At 67.3% G+C, this 15,773-nt stretch carries 18 protein-coding genes and 1 pseudogene; 9 read left to right on the forward strand and 10 right to left on the reverse strand.

Annotated elements, in window-relative coordinates; translation table 11 throughout:
- From A5691_RS13970 to A5691_RS13980, 3 genes are all read right to left on the reverse strand, one after another.
- The coding region (locus tag A5691_RS13970) for an FAD-dependent oxidoreductase (RefSeq protein WP_156734792.1) at positions 1–600 on the reverse strand (600 nt) is incomplete at its 3' end.
- The gene (locus A5691_RS13975; protein ID WP_067750766.1) at positions 597–980 is read right to left on the reverse strand and encodes a DUF4267 domain-containing protein; all 384 of its coding nucleotides are present in this window, start codon (positions 978–980) and stop codon (positions 597–599) included. The genes A5691_RS13970 and A5691_RS13975, both read right to left, overlap by 4 nt.
- A gap of 14 nt (positions 981–994) precedes the next feature.
- Positions 995–1,312 carry an NIPSNAP family protein gene (locus A5691_RS13980; protein ID WP_067750763.1) on the reverse strand — a complete coding sequence of 106 codons (318 nt, stop codon included), beginning with the start codon at positions 1,310–1,312 and terminating at the stop codon, positions 995–997.
- A 98-nt stretch (positions 1,313–1,410) separates the two neighbouring features.
- On the opposite strand from A5691_RS13980, the gene A5691_RS13985 reads away from it, so the two are divergent.
- The 3 genes and pseudogenes from A5691_RS13985 to A5691_RS13995 all read left to right on the forward strand — a co-directional run bounded on the left by A5691_RS13985 (position 1,411) and on the right by A5691_RS13995 (position 3,928).
- A complete protein-coding gene (locus A5691_RS13985; protein WP_067750760.1) occupies positions 1,411–2,001 on the forward strand; it encodes a TetR/AcrR family transcriptional regulator in 591 nt (196 codons plus the stop codon).
- Between the two features lie 249 nt (positions 2,002–2,250).
- Positions 2,251–3,027: an SDR family oxidoreductase gene (locus A5691_RS13990; RefSeq protein ID WP_067750754.1), complete on the forward strand. Its 777-nt coding sequence runs from the start codon at positions 2,251–2,253 to the stop codon at positions 3,025–3,027.
- Positions 3,028–3,055: 28 nt separating this feature from the next.
- Positions 3,056–3,928 (forward strand): annotated as a pseudogene (locus A5691_RS13995) (oxidoreductase).
- A 90-nt stretch (positions 3,929–4,018) separates the two neighbouring features.
- On the opposite strand, the gene A5691_RS14000 reads toward A5691_RS13995, so the two are convergent.
- The 3 genes from A5691_RS14000 to A5691_RS28660 all read right to left on the reverse strand — a co-directional run bounded on the left by A5691_RS14000 (position 4,019) and on the right by A5691_RS28660 (position 5,513).
- Positions 4,019–4,834, reverse strand: coding sequence for a PPOX class F420-dependent oxidoreductase (locus A5691_RS14000; RefSeq protein ID WP_067750751.1), 816 nt, complete (start codon positions 4,832–4,834; stop codon positions 4,019–4,021).
- 82 nt (positions 4,835–4,916) lie between these two features.
- Positions 4,917–5,147 carry a DUF167 domain-containing protein gene (locus A5691_RS14005; RefSeq protein ID WP_067750748.1) on the reverse strand — a complete coding sequence of 77 codons (231 nt, stop codon included), beginning with the start codon at positions 5,145–5,147 and terminating at the stop codon, positions 4,917–4,919.
- Positions 5,148–5,192: 45 nt separating this feature from the next.
- A complete protein-coding gene (locus A5691_RS28660) occupies positions 5,193–5,513 on the reverse strand; it encodes a hypothetical protein (protein WP_067750745.1) in 321 nt (106 codons plus the stop codon).
- A gap of 160 nt (positions 5,514–5,673) precedes the next feature.
- Between A5691_RS28660 and A5691_RS14010 the strand changes: the two genes are divergently transcribed.
- From A5691_RS14010 to A5691_RS14025, 4 genes are all read left to right on the forward strand, one after another.
- Positions 5,674–6,492, forward strand: a complete 819-nt coding sequence (locus tag A5691_RS14010) for an NlpC/P60 family protein (protein ID WP_156675573.1) — start codon at positions 5,674–5,676, stop codon at positions 6,490–6,492.
- Positions 6,493–6,525: 33 nt separating this feature from the next.
- The gene (locus tag A5691_RS14015) at positions 6,526–7,329 is read left to right on the forward strand and encodes a HugZ family protein (protein WP_067887629.1); all 804 of its coding nucleotides are present in this window, start codon (positions 6,526–6,528) and stop codon (positions 7,327–7,329) included.
- A 140-nt stretch (positions 7,330–7,469) separates the two neighbouring features.
- On the forward strand, positions 7,470–8,180 hold the full coding sequence (locus A5691_RS14020) for a DUF899 family protein (protein ID WP_067887627.1): 711 nt from the start codon (positions 7,470–7,472) through the stop codon (positions 8,178–8,180).
- The gene (locus tag A5691_RS14025; RefSeq protein ID WP_067887623.1) at positions 8,170–8,640 is read left to right on the forward strand and encodes an SRPBCC family protein; all 471 of its coding nucleotides are present in this window, start codon (positions 8,170–8,172) and stop codon (positions 8,638–8,640) included. The genes A5691_RS14020 and A5691_RS14025 overlap by 11 nt, the downstream gene beginning before the upstream one ends.
- Before the next feature lie 20 nt (positions 8,641–8,660).
- On the opposite strand, the gene A5691_RS14030 is transcribed toward A5691_RS14025, so the two are convergent.
- Together A5691_RS14030 and A5691_RS14035 are read right to left on the reverse strand one after the other, a co-directional pair.
- Positions 8,661–10,448, reverse strand: a complete 1,788-nt coding sequence (locus tag A5691_RS14030; RefSeq protein WP_197504936.1) for a bifunctional diguanylate cyclase/phosphodiesterase — start codon at positions 10,446–10,448, stop codon at positions 8,661–8,663.
- Between the two features lie 778 nt (positions 10,449–11,226).
- The gene (locus A5691_RS14035; RefSeq protein WP_082950318.1) at positions 11,227–11,541 is read right to left on the reverse strand and encodes a DUF732 domain-containing protein; all 315 of its coding nucleotides are present in this window, start codon (positions 11,539–11,541) and stop codon (positions 11,227–11,229) included.
- 177 nt (positions 11,542–11,718) lie between these two features.
- Here A5691_RS14035 and A5691_RS14040 point away from each other — a divergent pair, with 177 nt between their 5' ends.
- Positions 11,719–12,300 (forward strand): FKBP-type peptidyl-prolyl cis-trans isomerase, encoded by a 582-nt coding sequence (locus tag A5691_RS14040; RefSeq protein WP_067887641.1) that lies wholly within the window; start codon positions 11,719–11,721, stop codon positions 12,298–12,300.
- A 25-nt stretch (positions 12,301–12,325) separates the two neighbouring features.
- Here the strand turns inward: A5691_RS14040 and A5691_RS28940 are convergent, their stop codons facing one another.
- Both A5691_RS28940 and A5691_RS14050 read right to left on the reverse strand, forming a co-directional pair.
- Positions 12,326–12,649: a limonene-1,2-epoxide hydrolase family protein gene (locus A5691_RS28940; protein ID WP_369830458.1), complete on the reverse strand. Its 324-nt coding sequence runs from the start codon at positions 12,647–12,649 to the stop codon at positions 12,326–12,328.
- Positions 12,583–14,868 (reverse strand): SpoIIE family protein phosphatase, encoded by a 2,286-nt coding sequence (locus A5691_RS14050; protein ID WP_231980976.1) that lies wholly within the window; start codon positions 14,866–14,868, stop codon positions 12,583–12,585. Before A5691_RS14050 ends, A5691_RS28940 begins: the two co-directional genes overlap by 67 nt.
- Before the next feature lie 245 nt (positions 14,869–15,113).
- Between A5691_RS14050 and A5691_RS14055 the strand changes: the two genes are divergently transcribed.
- Positions 15,114–15,746: a heme oxygenase (biliverdin-producing) gene (locus A5691_RS14055; RefSeq protein ID WP_067887620.1), complete on the forward strand. Its 633-nt coding sequence runs from the start codon at positions 15,114–15,116 to the stop codon at positions 15,744–15,746.
- Positions 15,747–15,773: the final 27 nt, after the last annotated feature.

Consider the following 15,773-nt stretch of genomic DNA (forward strand, 5'->3'; position numbering starts at 1 on the left):
ATTGGCGATAAGCACCCTGATGGCGCGCCCCTCGCCGTTCGACCGTAGCCGCTTTACCCCGCCTCGAAAAGCCCACAGCGCCCCGCGATCGGCGGCGTCAGGCGCGTCCTCCGCCGCCCGCCGCATCTGCCCGTTGCCATCTATGTAGTCGACGGACAGCAGCGCCGAACTGGCCATCCCGTACGGGCGGGTCAAAAACCCGACCCCTCCCCCGAACGTGTAACCGGCGACGGCCACCGTGGGCGAGGTGCCGGCCAGTCCCAGCAGCCCGTCGCGTTCGGCAATTGCGTTGACCGCTGCCCAGGTTGCGCCCGCACCGACTCGGGCCACACGGGCTTGCGTATCGATGCGCACCGTGTTCAACCCGGAGGTGTCCACCAGCAACCGATCGGATTCGATCGGTGCGCCCGCCCCGTGTCCACTGGCCTGGACCGCGACCCCGAGATTGCGCTGGGCGGCCCACTGTACGGCCTGGGCGACCTCTTCGGTGCTGCGCGGGTGAGCTACGGCCGCGGGGCGCTGCAGCACCGTTGCGTTGTGCGGGTTGGTCGCGGCCCGGTATCCGGCGCTTCCCGGCGGTGAGAAAAGATCGGCTCTCATCGGGACACCAGCAGCAGCGCGGTGGTGACGAGCATGACGGCGGCGGTGCCGCCGTGGACGCCCCAGGCGATCGACTTGGAGCCGCCGTTGCGCAACACGATTGCCGCGTCGGCCAATGGAATGATGGTGGCGGCCAACATAACCCAGCCAACCAGGTGGGGCGTGCCCGCGACCATCAGGATGATGACGAACAGTCCTGTCGCGATGTCGCGCACGCCCTTGACGCTCAGGTAGGCGCCCGCGCCCGGCTGGTCGAGATCGGGCAGTACCCCATAGCCGGCGGCGGCGACGCGCGGTCCGAGCAGGAAACGCGCCCCGATGAAGATGATGCCCGCGGCGAGCAGTCCGGCGAGCGAATAGCCGATGATGGTAACGGTCATGTCGAATACCCCTTCTAGCGGATTGGTGAAAATGGCATTGCTTCAAGCAATTTCGTCTCGACATCGACGATGTCGCCGACGTCGAAGCCGGCCATGTCGGCGGCGAAGTCCGGGCTGGCCATGACGCGTCGAGTGAGGTCCTCGGGGTCGGCACCCGCTGGGTATTGGATCAACGCGACGAGTCGGTTGGCGCCACCGCTTCGCTCGGTCCACACGCCGTGGGTGGCGATCCCGAATCTCTCGAAGGTGGGCACGTGGCGTGCCCAGTGCACCGTTGCATACCGCTGCAGCGCGCCTGGTGATCGCAGCGTGTAGATCCTGAGCTGGAACATGTCTTGACTCCCTCTACTCGCACTGCTAGCGACGCTAACCCTCGGACGAAAGCGTGTCAATAGCGTCGCTAGTTTTCCTAGTCGTGCTACCATCGGGTATGGCTATCGAGGATCGGCGTGAGCGGGAGCGGGCCGCAAGGCGGAGTTTGATCGTGACGACGGCCCGCAGGTTGGCCGAGGCCGAAGGCTGGGATGCCGTCACCACTCGTCGGCTCTCGACCGAAATCGAATACAGCCAGCCGGTGCTGTACAAGCACTTCGCCGGCATGGAACAAATCGCCGACGCCGTGGCCGTCGACGGGTTTGGCGAGCTCGCCGACGCGATCCGCGACGCCCGTTCGGGAGCGGGAGCGGCCGGCGATGTCCTTACCCGAGTTGCGCAGGCATACCTTGACTTCGCCCGGGACAATCCGGCGGTATACGACGCCATGTTCACCCGCGCGACCACCTTGCGCTTCGCCGACGAAGAAACTCCCCCGGAGCTCACGGCAGGCTTTGCCGAACTGCGGCAAGCGGTACGCCTGGTCGCCGATGAGCAGCAGGCTGACGCGCTCACCGAAGTGTTGTGGGCTGCCCTGCACGGGCTAGTCACTCTCTCCCGTACCGGACGACTGCGTCCCGGGCAGGACGCGGAACGGCTCGAACTGCTCGTCGGGCGATTCACCGGCGGCGGGAAACCGTCACGCTGAGTCAAGCGGCGGACGCCGCGTGTCCTCGAGGACGAGCCGACGGGACTCTGGCGCCTGTGGTGGGGATCACGCCAAAACCGGGCATGCTTCGATGTCGAAGCGAGTTATGCCCGAGGGTAACTGCTTAGAACTTGAAGCATTTTAAGAGGCTTCGCCCGTATGACGTTGCATCGCAGCGTTTCTCGGCGCGAGCCGGCGATCGGAGGGCGTGGCGTTGTGCGCAACAGCCGCCCGCAAGGAGGCAGTGACATGACCAAGCTCGCACTCATCACGGGGGCCACCTCGGGCATCGGCAGGGCATATGCCGAACGCCTGGCCGCTGACGGGTACGACCTGGTGATCATGGGCAGGCGCGAGCGGCGCTTGGCGGCGTTCGTCGATGCTCACCCGGAGGTCAAGGTCCGAACCGTCGTCGCCGATCTTTCCAATAGCGATGACGTCGACCGGGTGGCCGAGATCTGCACCACCGAACCCCTGACCCTGCTGGTGAACAACGCCGGGGTCGCCCACTACATGCCGCTGGCCCAACTGCCCGCGAGCAAGGCCAGGGAACTGGTGAACGTCAAGGTCCTCGCCCCCACGATGCTCACCCGCGCCGCAATCAGTGGGATGCAGCAGCGCGGTACAGGCGCGATCGTCAACATGGCGGGGATGATCGCCTTCAGCGGTCCCGCGCCGCATTCCCAGATGCCCCGCCGCGCCGTCTATGCGGGGACGCTGGCCCACCTCGTCGCGATGTCCCAAACCCTCGCCGCTGAGCTCGAAGGGACCGGCGTCGTGGTGCAGGTGGTGTGCCCTGGCGTGGTGGCAACCGAGTTTCACGAGCGCCAGGACATGGACGTCAGCGCGCTGCCCCGGATGAGCGCCGACGACGTCGTCACCGCGAGTTTGCGGGGGCTGCAGTTCGGCGAGACCGTCTGCGCCCCAGGCGTAGAGGACACCAACCTGCTCGATGCCGTTTTTCAAGCAGACCTCGCGGCTTTCGCCGCACAAAGTCCAGAGCTGGCCACGCGATACCGCGGTTGAGCCGCCACCCGCCACGAAAGGATTGCGAATGAATGCACCCGCAACCCCGTTGCCCGGAGGCACCTGGACGTTGGGCGACGCGACCGTCACCCGCTTCGGCTACGGCGCAATGCAATTGGCCGGGCCGTGGGTCATGGGGCCGCCGGCCGACCGGGACGAAGCCATCGCTGTGCTGCGCGAAGCCGTCGAGTTCGGCATCACCCACGTCGACACCAGCGACGCCTATGGACCGCGGATTACCAACACACTCATCCGCGAAGGCGCTGCATCCCTACCCGCGCTCGTTGTTCATCGCGACGAAAGTTGGAGCACGCCGTGACGCGGAGGGCGGCTGGCCGACGGCAAGGCGGCCGGAGGATTTGCGCCGGCAGGTCCACGAAAACATCGACGCGCTCGGGGTCGACGTCCTCGACCTGGTGAACCTGCGCATGGGCGATGCCCAAGGCGTTCGACCCGAGCCGATCGCCGCAGCTTTCGAGACGCTGGTCGACCTGCAGCGGCAGGGCGTAATCCGTCACCTCGGCCTCAGCAACGTCACCGATGACCAAGTCGCCGAGGCGCGCGCGATGGCCCCGATCGTAAGTGTGCAGAACATGTACAACCTCGCCCACCGTGACGACGACAACCTGATCGACCGCCTCGCAGCCGACGGCATCGCCTATGTCCCCTTCTTTCCGCTCGGCGGGTTCACGCCCCTCCAGTCCGAGGCGCTTGCCAGGGTCGCGGCCCGGTTGGGGCCCCGCCGATATCGGTAGCGCTGGCCTGGTTGTTGCAGCGCTCTCCGAACATCCTGCTCATCCCCGGCACCTCCTCAAGGGCGCACTTGCGTGAGAACGTCGTTGGCGCGGGATTGCGCCTCACCGCCGAGGACATCGCCGAACTGGACGGTATCGCCGCCTGACCGGCACGCCGGGCCCCGAACGGTCTCCCGGAACGCCGGGGCAACGCTCGGGACCTCCCGCCGACACCGTGCTCGCGGTGACAACCGAACTTATTGACCGGCAACGGAATCGGATATCGGAGTCAACTCCGCATGGATCGTTCGGCCGAACTTGGACCGCATCAGCCGGTGCGCCGAAGGCACCAGCACGCCATGCAGGAGTGGATATTTCCGCCGGAGCAGACGCGCCGCATGCTGGTATTCGGCCCCCTCCAGCAGACGCGCGCGGCCGGCCAGCGCGGATCCCGTCGGCTTGCCCGACGCGGTCGCCGGGCCGAATTCGACATTTGGGTTACGGCGAATGCGGCGCACTTTGACCGCCCGTTCGAAACTGCGAAAGTAGGCGCGGTCCCCGTCCACCACGATGCTGACCGGGCTGGAGCCGGGCCTGCCGTCCTTGCGAAAGGTGGTGAGGCTGATGGTCTTTTGACGCACAAACGGCGCCAGCATCGGACTGGTCGCCGTGCTCACGGAGCCCAGCACGTGGCCGAGCTGGCGCAACCGCAGCACAAACGCCACGAGCAGGGCGGCCGACGTCCCACCGAGCACCCACGCTTGCGTGGTGGAACCACCGACGTCGAGGTCGACGATGTGGTTGACCGTGTGCACGGTGTTCGCCACCAGAAATGCGGCGAGCGCCGTCGCCAGCGCGTCCGCCCAGATCAGTGCGAGTAGCAGCGTGACGCCCAGGCCCAGCTGGAACGCACCCACGTCATGCAAGAAGTGCCGGTGCGTAGCGAAACCAACGGAATCGGCGAAGGAAGCCGGATCGACGAGGCACCAGATCCCGATTCCGGCCGTGACCGCCCCCACGGCCGCTGTCACCGCGATCAGATAGACCTGCGCAGGCGTACTCAAGCGATTCATCGTGTCGTCCTCCCGACATCCGTCGTACTCTCTGGTCGCTAGACGGGATAGGACAGCGATATGTGACGCGCGCCTACGCGCCTCAAGGATTTACGCGGAAGCGTTTGAGCCGTGACGCCGCTCCGGAGATCAATTCGACCCGGCTCCTGGGCAATTGGAGATGGGCCGCCAACAGCCGAGTGACGGCGTCGTTGGCCTTCCCGTCGACGGCCGGCTCGCGGACGTAGATCGTCAGCTCACCGTTGGGACCCACCTCGACGAGGGGTCCCTTACGGCTGCCGGGCTTGACCCTCACCACAACGGAGTCGTTCATGCGGCGAAAGCTACCGGCCGCCGTTGCACAGGCGCGAAGGCCGCGTTAGCCGGCCGGCGGTACCACCGGTGGGCGGCATTCGTTGGCGCCGGGATCCCACCACCAACCGTTGTCGCAAGCGAGCGGTTGTGGCCCGACCCCGAGGGGCCGGCACACATTCGCCGTCGGGTCCCACCATTGGCCCGGGTCGCATGCCAACGGTTGTGGCCCGACCCCGAGGGGTCGACAAACCTTGCCCGTCGGGTCCCACCATTCGCCGGCGCCGCAGTCGGCCGAACTCACGGCCGGCGTCGCGATCGTCACGGCTGCCATCGACGCGAATGCCATCATGGCGATGACCACAAGATGCCGAATGACCGTCCTCATCGCGGGCCTCCTCTCGTGATATGTGCATTATCGAACGAAGCCGGGGACAAAGGTCAATACCCGTCGTTGGGCCCGCAGCCGATCGCGCACGTCGGCGATGCGGTGTAATGCGATGCCGGAATGGAAAATGCGTCGTGTGGCGCTGTTGTAGCGTGACTCCGTGAAGTGTTCCCGGGCGCTGTTGACCATGCTCTGCACAGCGGCTGCGGTGATCGCTATTTCTCTGGCGGGCGGGCGATCTCACGCGGACAACGACGAGTTCGCCTACCCGTTCGCATGCGACAAGGCTTCCCTGACAGCGGATTTCGCGAGCCGCGACGGGTTGCCGCAAACGCAAGATCCTCCCGGCGACTGGTATCGCACGGACGCCGACGGGCATTACCTCAACCGAGGATGGGGCCCGCGGTCCGTCGCCCTGCCGCCGCCGGATATCCCGCAAGACGCGCGTTGTGATGCAAGCACCTGGAGACGGGAACGCGTCTTTGCCGTCGCCCTGCGCTACGTCTACTCCCCCGGCAACCCGCTGGGCCTGCAATACCGCCACCATCACATCCCCGGCTGGCAGCCACCAACATCGACCTATGCCGGCGCGCTCGGAGAGAATCCGGACCCCGACGCCCCGCAGGGGTTGACCGCCTGGGATCCCGGCCGCGGTCTGGACTGCTCGAATTTCACCGCCTGGGTCTACAACTACGGTCTCGGCATCAAGTTCGGCGGCGATGTCCACGAGCAGGCCGACGGCACCGCTGGTCCGATGGGCCGCCGCGTCCCGCAGGAAGGTCCGTTCCGGCCCGGAGATCTGATCTATCTGCACCCCAACGGAGATGCGAGCCGCGCCTCGCACGTCGTCATCTACGTCGACGACGGCCACATCATCGACAGCCGAGTCAACGCCCAAAACCGTCTCGGGGTCCAGGTTCGCAACCGATCGGGCTGGTACCGCGAGGCTGTCCTCGGCGGCTGGCGGCCGATCGACTGAGGCGCCCACGCGCCGGCTAGTAGCCTCGCGGTCGTGGCACTTCGCGACCATGGCGACCCCGACGGCGCGCCCTCCGCGCCCCCGCCGCTTCGGCCGCCGACCAACCCCACGCGGCCATCGGCGGCGGAGCAGGCCCGCACCATCGCGGCCGCCACCAACGCCGCCGCGCTGGCCTCGTTAACCCCCGACGGCGACCCCTGGGCGTCGCTGGTGGCCTATGGATTGCTGGGCGGGGCTCCGGTGCTGTGCGTGTCAAACCTCGCCGAACATGGTCGCAACCTGGCCGCCGACCCGCGGGCGAGCCTGTCCATCGTCGCGCCCGCCGCCGAACCTGACCCGCTGGCGGGCGGCCGCATCACCTTGGCGGGCAGGGTCGCTCCCCCATTTGCCGACGACCAAGGCGCGGCGCGGACCGCCTACCTGAACGCGGTGCCCGAAGCCCGCCATTACGTCGACTTCACCGACTTCACCCTCTGGGTGCTGAGCGTGCGCAGGGTGCGCTGGGTGGGTGGCTACGGCCGGATGGACTCGGCAACCGGCGACGAGTACGCGGCCGCCGCGCCGGATCCGGTCGCGCCGGCCGCGCCGAGGGCCCTGGCGCACCTCAACGCCGACCACAGCGACGCCCTGACGGCGATGGCGCGCGCGTTCGGCGGCTATCCGGACGCCGATACCGCGGTGTGCACCGGCATCGACCGGTACGGGCTGGACCTGCGCGTACACACTCCGCGCGGGGTGGCCTACACCCGCGTCGGGTTTCCGGAACGGCTGCATTCCGCCGACCAATTACGTTCGGCGACAGCTGATTTGGCCCGAAGTGCGGGGCGACCCGGATAACTGCCGGGTTCGGTTGCGCGGGGTCGGCAGGCCGGCCGAGGGAGCCGGTGGGTGGAGGTCGGCGGCGTGCAGCGATGAATTCTGCACGCTCCACGGGTCAGACCTTTCGGACCGACGAATTTCGAGCAAAGGTGGATCCCATGTCCGTACACACGACCCTGCCGCCCGTGGTCGATCGACAAACCTGGCGCGCGGCGCTCGACGAACTGCGCGAACGCGAGAAGGCGGCCACCCGCGAATTGGATGCGATCGCCGCCCAGCGCCGCCGTCTGCCGATGGTCGAGTTGCCCGACTACACCCTGATGGGCGCCGACGAGCCGATTCGCCTGGCGGACGTGTTCGACGGCCGCTCGCAGTTGATCGTCTACCACCACATGTGGTCCGACGGCGCGGAGTGGCAGTGCAGCGGGTGCACGGGCTTTACGTCGCAATTCACCCGCCTGGAGTTCCTGGACAACTATGACGCCCGGTTCGTCATCGTGACGAACGGCCCGATCGCAGAAGCTCTCGCCTACAAGCACAGGGTCGGCAACCGCATGGACTGGTATTCGTCCTCAGAGAGCCCGTTCGCCGCCGACATGGACGCGCCGCCCGGCGGCGGCTTCGGGGTCAACGTGTTCCTCCGCGACGGCGAGACCGTCTACCGCACGTGGCATACCAACGGGCGAGGCACCGAGCAACTGAGTCACACATTCGGGCTGATCGACATCCTGCCGTGGGGCCGCCAAGAGGAATGGCTCGATTCGCCCGAAGGCTGGCCGTCACGGCCCACCTACTCGGGGTGGCTCGACTCGCCCGCCATCGCGGCCGCCTACGGCCCCCGGACAGGTGCAGACAACGATGAACGCTGAACGCTACGTCGTTACCCGCAACATCGCCGCTACCCCGGCGGAGATCTTCGCCGTCCTCGCCGATCCGTCCCGCCACCAGAACACCGAGCCCACCGATTGGGTCCGCGATGCGGTGGACACCGACCCCATCACCACCGCGGGACAGATGTTCGCGATGAACATGTTCCTCCCACAGGCCGGCGGCGACTACGTCACGCACAACCTGGTCGATGTCTTCGATGCGGAGCGCTCGATCGGCTGGAAGCCGGGCGTGCTCGACGACGCCGGCAACCATACGGCCGGCGGCTGGTTCTGGCGCTACGACCTCGTCCCCAACGGCGATGGAACGGACGTCACCCTCACGTACGACTGGAGCGGCACATCGCAGGATTTTCGGGACCGCGTGGGCAAGATTCCGATCTTCGCTGAGGATTACCTCGCCGAGTCGCTGGCCTCGCTGGAGCGCTCGGTGGTGGGCTGATGACTCGGGGCGCCGATCGACTACTGTGCGGCCAGCGTGGAATTCGCTGAGACGCAGGAGATCTCGGAAGCGGGCAGCGGGCTGCAGAAGAAATTTCCTTGTACTGCATCGCATCCGTAGTCCTTGAGCCGCTGGGCGGTGGCGCTGTCCTCGACACCTTCCGCAACGGTGGCGATGCCGAACGCGGATGCCAGCTCGATGACCGAGCGTGCAATGGTGGCGGCCCGGTCGTCGTGCACGATCGGCGCTATGAATTCCCGGCCGAGCTTGATCTCGTCGGCCGGGAGTTCGCGCAGATAGGTGAGAGTGGCGTAGCCGCTGCCGAAGTCGTCGATCGCCACCCGGATGCCGTTTTCACGAAGACGATTGAGCACCGTTCGGGCCCTCGCAAAGTCGGCCACCATCAAATCCTCGGTGATCTCGATCGTGAGGCAACTGGGCGGCATCCCGCGCTCCGCGAGCACGGACATGATGCGGTCCGGCAGCGCATCATTGTCTAGAGACGGCGCCCCCAGGTTGATTGCGACCGGGATCGCTGTGCCCGCCGCGTACCACGCGGCAGCGTCGGAGACGGCCCGCGTCAGCACCAGATCGGTAAGCACATGTATCAGCCCGTGTTCGCGGACCAGCGGTAAGAACTCGTCGGGGCCCAGCACGCCGAACCGCGGGTGCTGCCAGCGCACCAGCGCCTCTACTCCGGTCACCGAACCGGTCGACATGGAAAATTTCGGCTGGTAGAGCAAGGTCAGCGAATCGTTCTCAATGGCCCGTCTCAGTTCGCCGAGCAGTTGCAATCGCGCGATGGCACCGGCATGCGGCGGCAACCCGGCGAGCTGCGCGTCCATCTCAGAGTTGAACGTCCGCACGTTGGTGGAGCTGGGCAGCCGGGCGTACGACCGTGCGGCATCGGCCTGTTTGAGAAGATCGCCCGGCGTCAGGGCCTGTGTTCCGGCCGAGGCCACGCCGATGCTCAGACGTACGTCCAGCCGGTGATCCTCGACGGCGACGGGTTCCTCGAAAGACCTTGCCAGTCCGTTGGCAACCTGCTCGGCCACGTCGGGACGGTCCTCGACCAACACCGCAAACTCGTCGCCCCCCATCCGCGCAACGGTGTGGCTGTCGCTGATGTTGGCCTGGATCCGCTCGCCGACGTCGCGTAGCAGTTCGTCGCCCACGTCGTAACCGAGCGTGTCATTCACCAGCTTGAAATCGTCGACGCCCACCGTCATCACGCTGACGGGCACGTCGTGCTGAACGTGGAGGCGAAGCGCATGCGCCAGGCGATCGTTGAACAGGCGGTGATTTGCCAACCCGGTCAGCGGGTCCCGCAAAGCGGCGTCGGATACCGCGGCGAGGAGGCGTTGCTTTCGGTCCAGGAGCAAGATGTGGCGGGCCACGGTGGTGACGAACAGCACCACGCAGACCGAGAAGATGAACGCCTCACCCCGGTACGCCGGCCAAAAGTGCACGGCGGCAACGGCAATGGCCAGCAGCACGGCCAGGTACGGCAGCCAGAGCGCCGCTCGCGACGACGGTTGCGAAAACCCGAAGTCGGGCTCCGGTCCCGGCCGAGAAGTAAGACCGGACAGCGAGAAAAAGTACATGCCGACGGCCCAACCGAGAACGACGAGGTCGTTCGGTGCCCGGTCCGCATGATCCTGATAGGCGTGGACCACCCCGGCGGCGGCGATGATTCCCCATCCCAGCATCATCAGCGTCGGGGAAAGCTTGCGGCCCGGCTCGGCCTTGCGCACCACGATGAAGGCAGTGGCGACAAGCCCTAAATACACGCCGGCGGCGGCGGCCAACACCACTTGCGGGACGCTGAACGTCACTGCGAGTCGAGCCGTCCGCCCCAGCGGCAGAATGACGAGCACCACCAACAGCGACGCGGTGATGAGGATGCCGTCGAGGAGGAGGCCGATCCCGAATCGGGAGTCGTCCCGGCTGGGAATCGTGATCGCGGCGCCCAACGCGCACAGCGGCAAAATCAGGTAGCCCAGGTTGGCCGGCGAGAGGTCCGCGACCGGAAGAGCGCCTCCCAAGGCGACGTAGCACCACACCGCTTCGCCCGCGGTCCAACCGACCAATCCGGTAGACATGGCGGCCCAGGCCAGGCGCTGGCGGCCTCGAGAACCGTGGGCGGCTATGACCGCACACGCAATGGCGAGTATGCCCGCAACGACCGAGCCCGCCGGGGCGAGTACCGCCCGGCCCGGGGCGCTCGAGGTCAACAACGTCGCCGCGAACACGACGAGCCCGACGGTTGCCAACACGACCAGCACCAGTCGGCTCCGTGTCAGTGACAACATTCCCCTTACTCTGTCGGGCGAGGTTCGCAAGCAGGATAAGACACACCGCGAAAGTACTTCTGCGGATTTGCTTACCTGTTTCTCGGCCATTACGGAGCTGAACATCTCACCCGGGTCGAGTCGATTCGGCTAGCCGAAGGCCGCCTCCACGCGCTTCGCGCCGCGCGACAGGGCGCGGCCTGCGCAGCGCTGAGCGATGAGGCCCGCCCGGATCTGACTTCGACGAGAACCTTCTAGGGCCGCGGATGCGTCGGGCGGTGCCCCGGGAGCGTTGTCAGGTGCAAAGGGACGGGGCGTCGCACACATTGCCGGGGCAATAGATCGAATGTGCGGCATCGACCATGGTTCCGACGTCTAACAGGGTGACGCCCCGCGCGTTCAGGTGGGCGTGCACGTCGTCGGCGATCTGTTGGGGCGTCCAGCCCCAGGTGAGGTCGTAACAGATCAGGTGCGCCTCCCCGATCAGCGCCTCCTCCGTCTGCGGTGGCCAGGTCAGGCCGACGGCGTGCAGCTGTGCGAGGTAGGCGTCGTCCTGGGGGGTATTGGCAGTTGCGGTGGCGGCGCTGCCGACGAGGGCAGCGCCGGCCATCAACGGAATGCTCAGTGCGGCCAGCCAGCGAGGTGAGGGCATTCGATTCGCTCCCTTTCTGCCGGGCCGCCATACCTGCGGGGCTCAAAGCAGCACGGATGAAGAATATCGAAAGCTCCGGAAGCTGGCTCGCTGAAATGACAGCGCGTTTGACGACCCGTGGGCCGCCTGCGCGCGATGCAAGGGGCGGTCGGTAGCGTGACGGCCGTGAAGTCTTCCGTGGTGTATTCCTGTGTCGCGGCCTGCGTCGCGGCGACCGTCTTGGCGATAGCCGCGCCGGACACCGCGCTGGCAGCCGGTTCATGCCCGACGGCGCTACCGCAGAGCGGTGGAACGCCCGACTGGACACTGACCGGGACCACCGGCAGCGTCGCGGTCACCGGATCCACCGACACGACAGCTCCGCGCGTGGACGTGACGCCCCCGTTCAGCGTGACCCAGACCCAGGTGCACACCCTGCACGCCGGAGACGGACCGGTGGTCTCACCCGCGGCCACGGTGTCGGTCTGCTACATGGGGGTCAATGGGCGTGACGGGTCGGTATTCGACAGCTCCTACCAACGCGGCGCCGCCATCGATTTCCCGCTCAACGGCGTCGTGCCCGGCTTCCAGAAGGCCATCGCGGGACAAAAGGTGGGATCCACGGTCGCCGTCGCGATGACCTCGGCCGATGGCTACCCCAACGGTCAGCCCAGCGCCGGCATCCGCCCGGGTGACTCGCTCGTCTTCGCGATCAAGATCCTGAGCGCCTCGGGCTAGCTTCGCGCACCAAACCCCTTGGCGCTCAACTGTTCAGCGGTGCGAACATGAGCGCGGGATCGATGCCGAGCTGCTGAGCGACGTGCGTCGTGTCCCAATACTCCCGCCAGTACGTGATCGCGCCGTCGCGGACTCCGAAGAACGCCGTGACGTAGAACGTGACGGCGACGCCGTTCATGGCGTTCACATCGACGCGCTCGACGACGACTTCGTTCCTTGCGCGTCGGTGTTTGCCGAACTGTAGATGTCGACGCTCGTCTGCGTTCGGCTTCGCGAGAAAGCTCAGGGACGACGCAGGGCGACGATGGTGACGTCGTCTTCGATGTGGCCCGACGCCATCTCCGTCCAGATCCGGGACGCGGGTGGCTCGCCGGCGCGGCTCAGGGTCGCGGCCAACCGGTCGAGGCCATCGTCGATCGCCTCCCCGCGACGCTCCACCAGTCCGTCGGAGTACAAGACCAGCCCGTGCCCGGGCTCGATGGTGAACGTGCTCGGCGCGTAGGTCACGCCCTTGATGCCGATCGGTGGTGACAGCCGTATGGGCGCGGCGACGGCCGCCGGCACCCTGTTGGTCAGGAACGGCATCAAGTGGCCGGCCGACGCGGCCTCCACGTGTCCCGAGGACAGGTCGACCCGGGCGGCGACGACGGTGGCGAATGCGCCGGGCAGCATGTGCAAGCAGAACTCATTGAGCTGTCCGAGGGCCTCGGCCGGTTGCGCCCCGGCGAACAGCTGGGCGCGCAGGGCGTTGCGCAGCGCCGCCATGATCCCGGCGGCCGCGATGCCGTGTCCGGCGACGTCGCCGATCAGCACGATCAGCCTGCCGTCGCGCAGCTCGAACGCGTCGTACCAGTCGCCGCCGACGTTGTCGCCCGCGGCCGGCTCGTAGTGGGCGGACAGGTGCCAGCTCTCGAGCGTCGGGATCGCCTCGGGCAGCAGGCTGCGTTGCAGCGTCTCGGCCACCCGCAGCGCGCTCCGCGTGCGGCGGTACAGCGACTCCACCAGATGGCGGCGCAATGCTCCGGCGGATTCGGCATCGTTCGGCGTCCACGGCTCGCAACGCCGGCGAACCACCTCGCGCCACCGCTCGAACGACTTGCGCGGGCTCAGCCTGACCGCCGCGCCCTCGCTGACCGCTATCGCCTTGTTGTGCGGGTCTCCGCCCCAGTCCACCGAGCGCAGCACCTCGCGCCGAAACCAGACGGCGTGCTGGCCATCGGGCAGGTTGATCGCGAGCGCGCCGGCGGCCAGTTGAGGATCGAGGCCGAGCCCGGGCAACTCGCGCGACAAGCAATCGGTCACGGCGACCTCGTCGTCCGCGCCGCGGGCCCAGCCCATGACGGCGGCGACCACCTCCGGCGGCGGAACCGAGCCGAGGGCCCGGCGATCGCCCTGAATGTCCACGACGACACCGTCGGCGGGCACGAGATCGAGCAGGTCGGGCGCCCCGAGCAGCGCCCCCGTCAGGGACTCGGCGTCGTTGAGCGTGGCGGCGGTCAGCTTGCCCAGCACCGCCTGTGCGGCCAGCCGCCTGTGCAGCTGCTCGTCTTCGAACCGATCCACGAGCCGCAGCGACAGGGTGGAGCCGAGGAACTCCGCCGCCGCTCGGGTGCCGAACGGCGGCAGGTGGGCGCCGGCGTAGTGGTGGCAGGCGATGAGGCCCCACAATCTCCCCTGCCGTAGCAACGAGATCGACATCGAGGCGTGCACGCCCATGTTCTGCAGGTATTCGATGTGCATGGGCGAGACGCTGCGCAGCGTCGCGTACGTGAGGTCCAGCGGCATGCCGCTCGCCGGGTCGACGGACGGCACCAGCGGCGCCGGCGTGTAGTCGACGTCGGAGATCAGGCGAATCCAATTCTTCTCGTACAGCGCACGCGCCTGCGCCGGGATGTCGGTGGACGGGTAGTGCAAACCGAGGAAGGAGTTCAGGTCCTCCCGCTTGGATTCGGCGACGACCTCGCCGTTGTACTCCTCGTCGTAGCGGTACACCATCACCCGGTCGAACGCGGTCAGGTCGCGAACCGCCCGCGCGGCGGTGTCGTAGAGCTCGGGCAGCGTCTCGGCCCGGTTCAACTCCTCCACCGCACCCCGCACCGCCTGGTAGGTGTTCGGAAACGACACCGGCCGCTCGCCGTAGGCGATCTCGAGCTCCACCAGGAGCACACCGCCGAAGTCGTGGTGCACGATGGCGTCGAACGCGCGCGGCTCGCCGCCGACGTCGATCGAGCACTCGATCGGGTTGCGATGTCGTAAGTCGCCGTAGGTCCTGGCCGTCTGCTCGATGCGAGCGGCCTGCTCGGGACCGATCAGTGCCGACAGGTGCCGCCCCAGGACGGCATCCACTGGTCGACCGAGCAGGTCGCCGACGTTGGCGCTGACCTGCCGCACCTCGAAATCGGACTCGCGCACCACCGCGAGGACACCGCGCGGCTGGATGCTTCCCGGGACATGGATCGGCTCGCGCGCGCAGTTATCGAGGTCAATCGGCGTGCCGACCGGAAGGAGGTCGTCGCTCGGCGGGCTCTCCACCGTGCCCCGAAGGACACGGGAATCGCCGCTCTTCACGCAATCAGCTCTGTCGGTTCGCCGACGGGTGGCCGCCCGGGGCCCGATGTCAAAGCCCGATACCTAGAGCACCCAATTTATTTCCCCTCCCTACGCGCCGAGTCGAGATTCGACGACGACGCCGGTGGGGCCACCCCGTTGCTTGAGGCTCACCCGTTTCATCCGTGTCAATTACTCGAGCCTAGGCGTTGCGGTTGCCTCCGTCACCTTCATGCCCGCAATCGCCAAGGTAATCTGAGCAGGACATGCGCCCGATTGACAGTCCAACCCGCGGCCGATTGTCGATCGCGATGAAGGAGGGGTCGGCGGCCGAACACGTCGCCGCCGAGCAGAGCGCTTTCATTTCCGAACTGCTGGCCGGCCGGGTGACCGCGCGCGGCTATTCCGAATATCTGCTTCGGCTACGCGTGGTGTACGCCGCCCTCGAGGATGCCATGCGGGCCTGTCGCAAGGACCCCATGGTCGCCGCCGTGTACGACCCGGCATTGGAGCGCGTCGCGGCCATCGACGCCGATCTGCGGCACTGGCGCACCGACGGCACGCGGGATGTCGACTCCCCCGCCGCGACCGCATACAGCGAGCGGATCGCCGCGCTGGCGTGGGGTGGCTCGCTTCTGGCCCACCACTACACGCGCTACCTCGGAGACCTCTCCGGAGGCCGGATCATCCTCCACGCCCTCGATCGCGCATTTGATCTTCGCGGCGTCGGGGTCGCGTTCTACGAATTCCCCATGCGGCCCAAGCCGTACAAAGACTCCTATCGTGCCCGCCTTGACGCGCTCCGCCCGAGCGCGCGCGACGTCGATCGCATCGTCGCCGAGGTCAGAGTGGCCTTCGGGTTGAATCACGCACTGCTCGACGAACTCGCCGGCGACTAGCGCCGGCGCTGCCGCGATCGCGCGAGG

The sequence above is a fragment of the Mycobacterium sp. E183 genome, from assembly GCF_001667735.1.
Taxonomy (GTDB): domain Bacteria; phylum Actinomycetota; class Actinomycetes; order Mycobacteriales; family Mycobacteriaceae; genus Mycobacterium.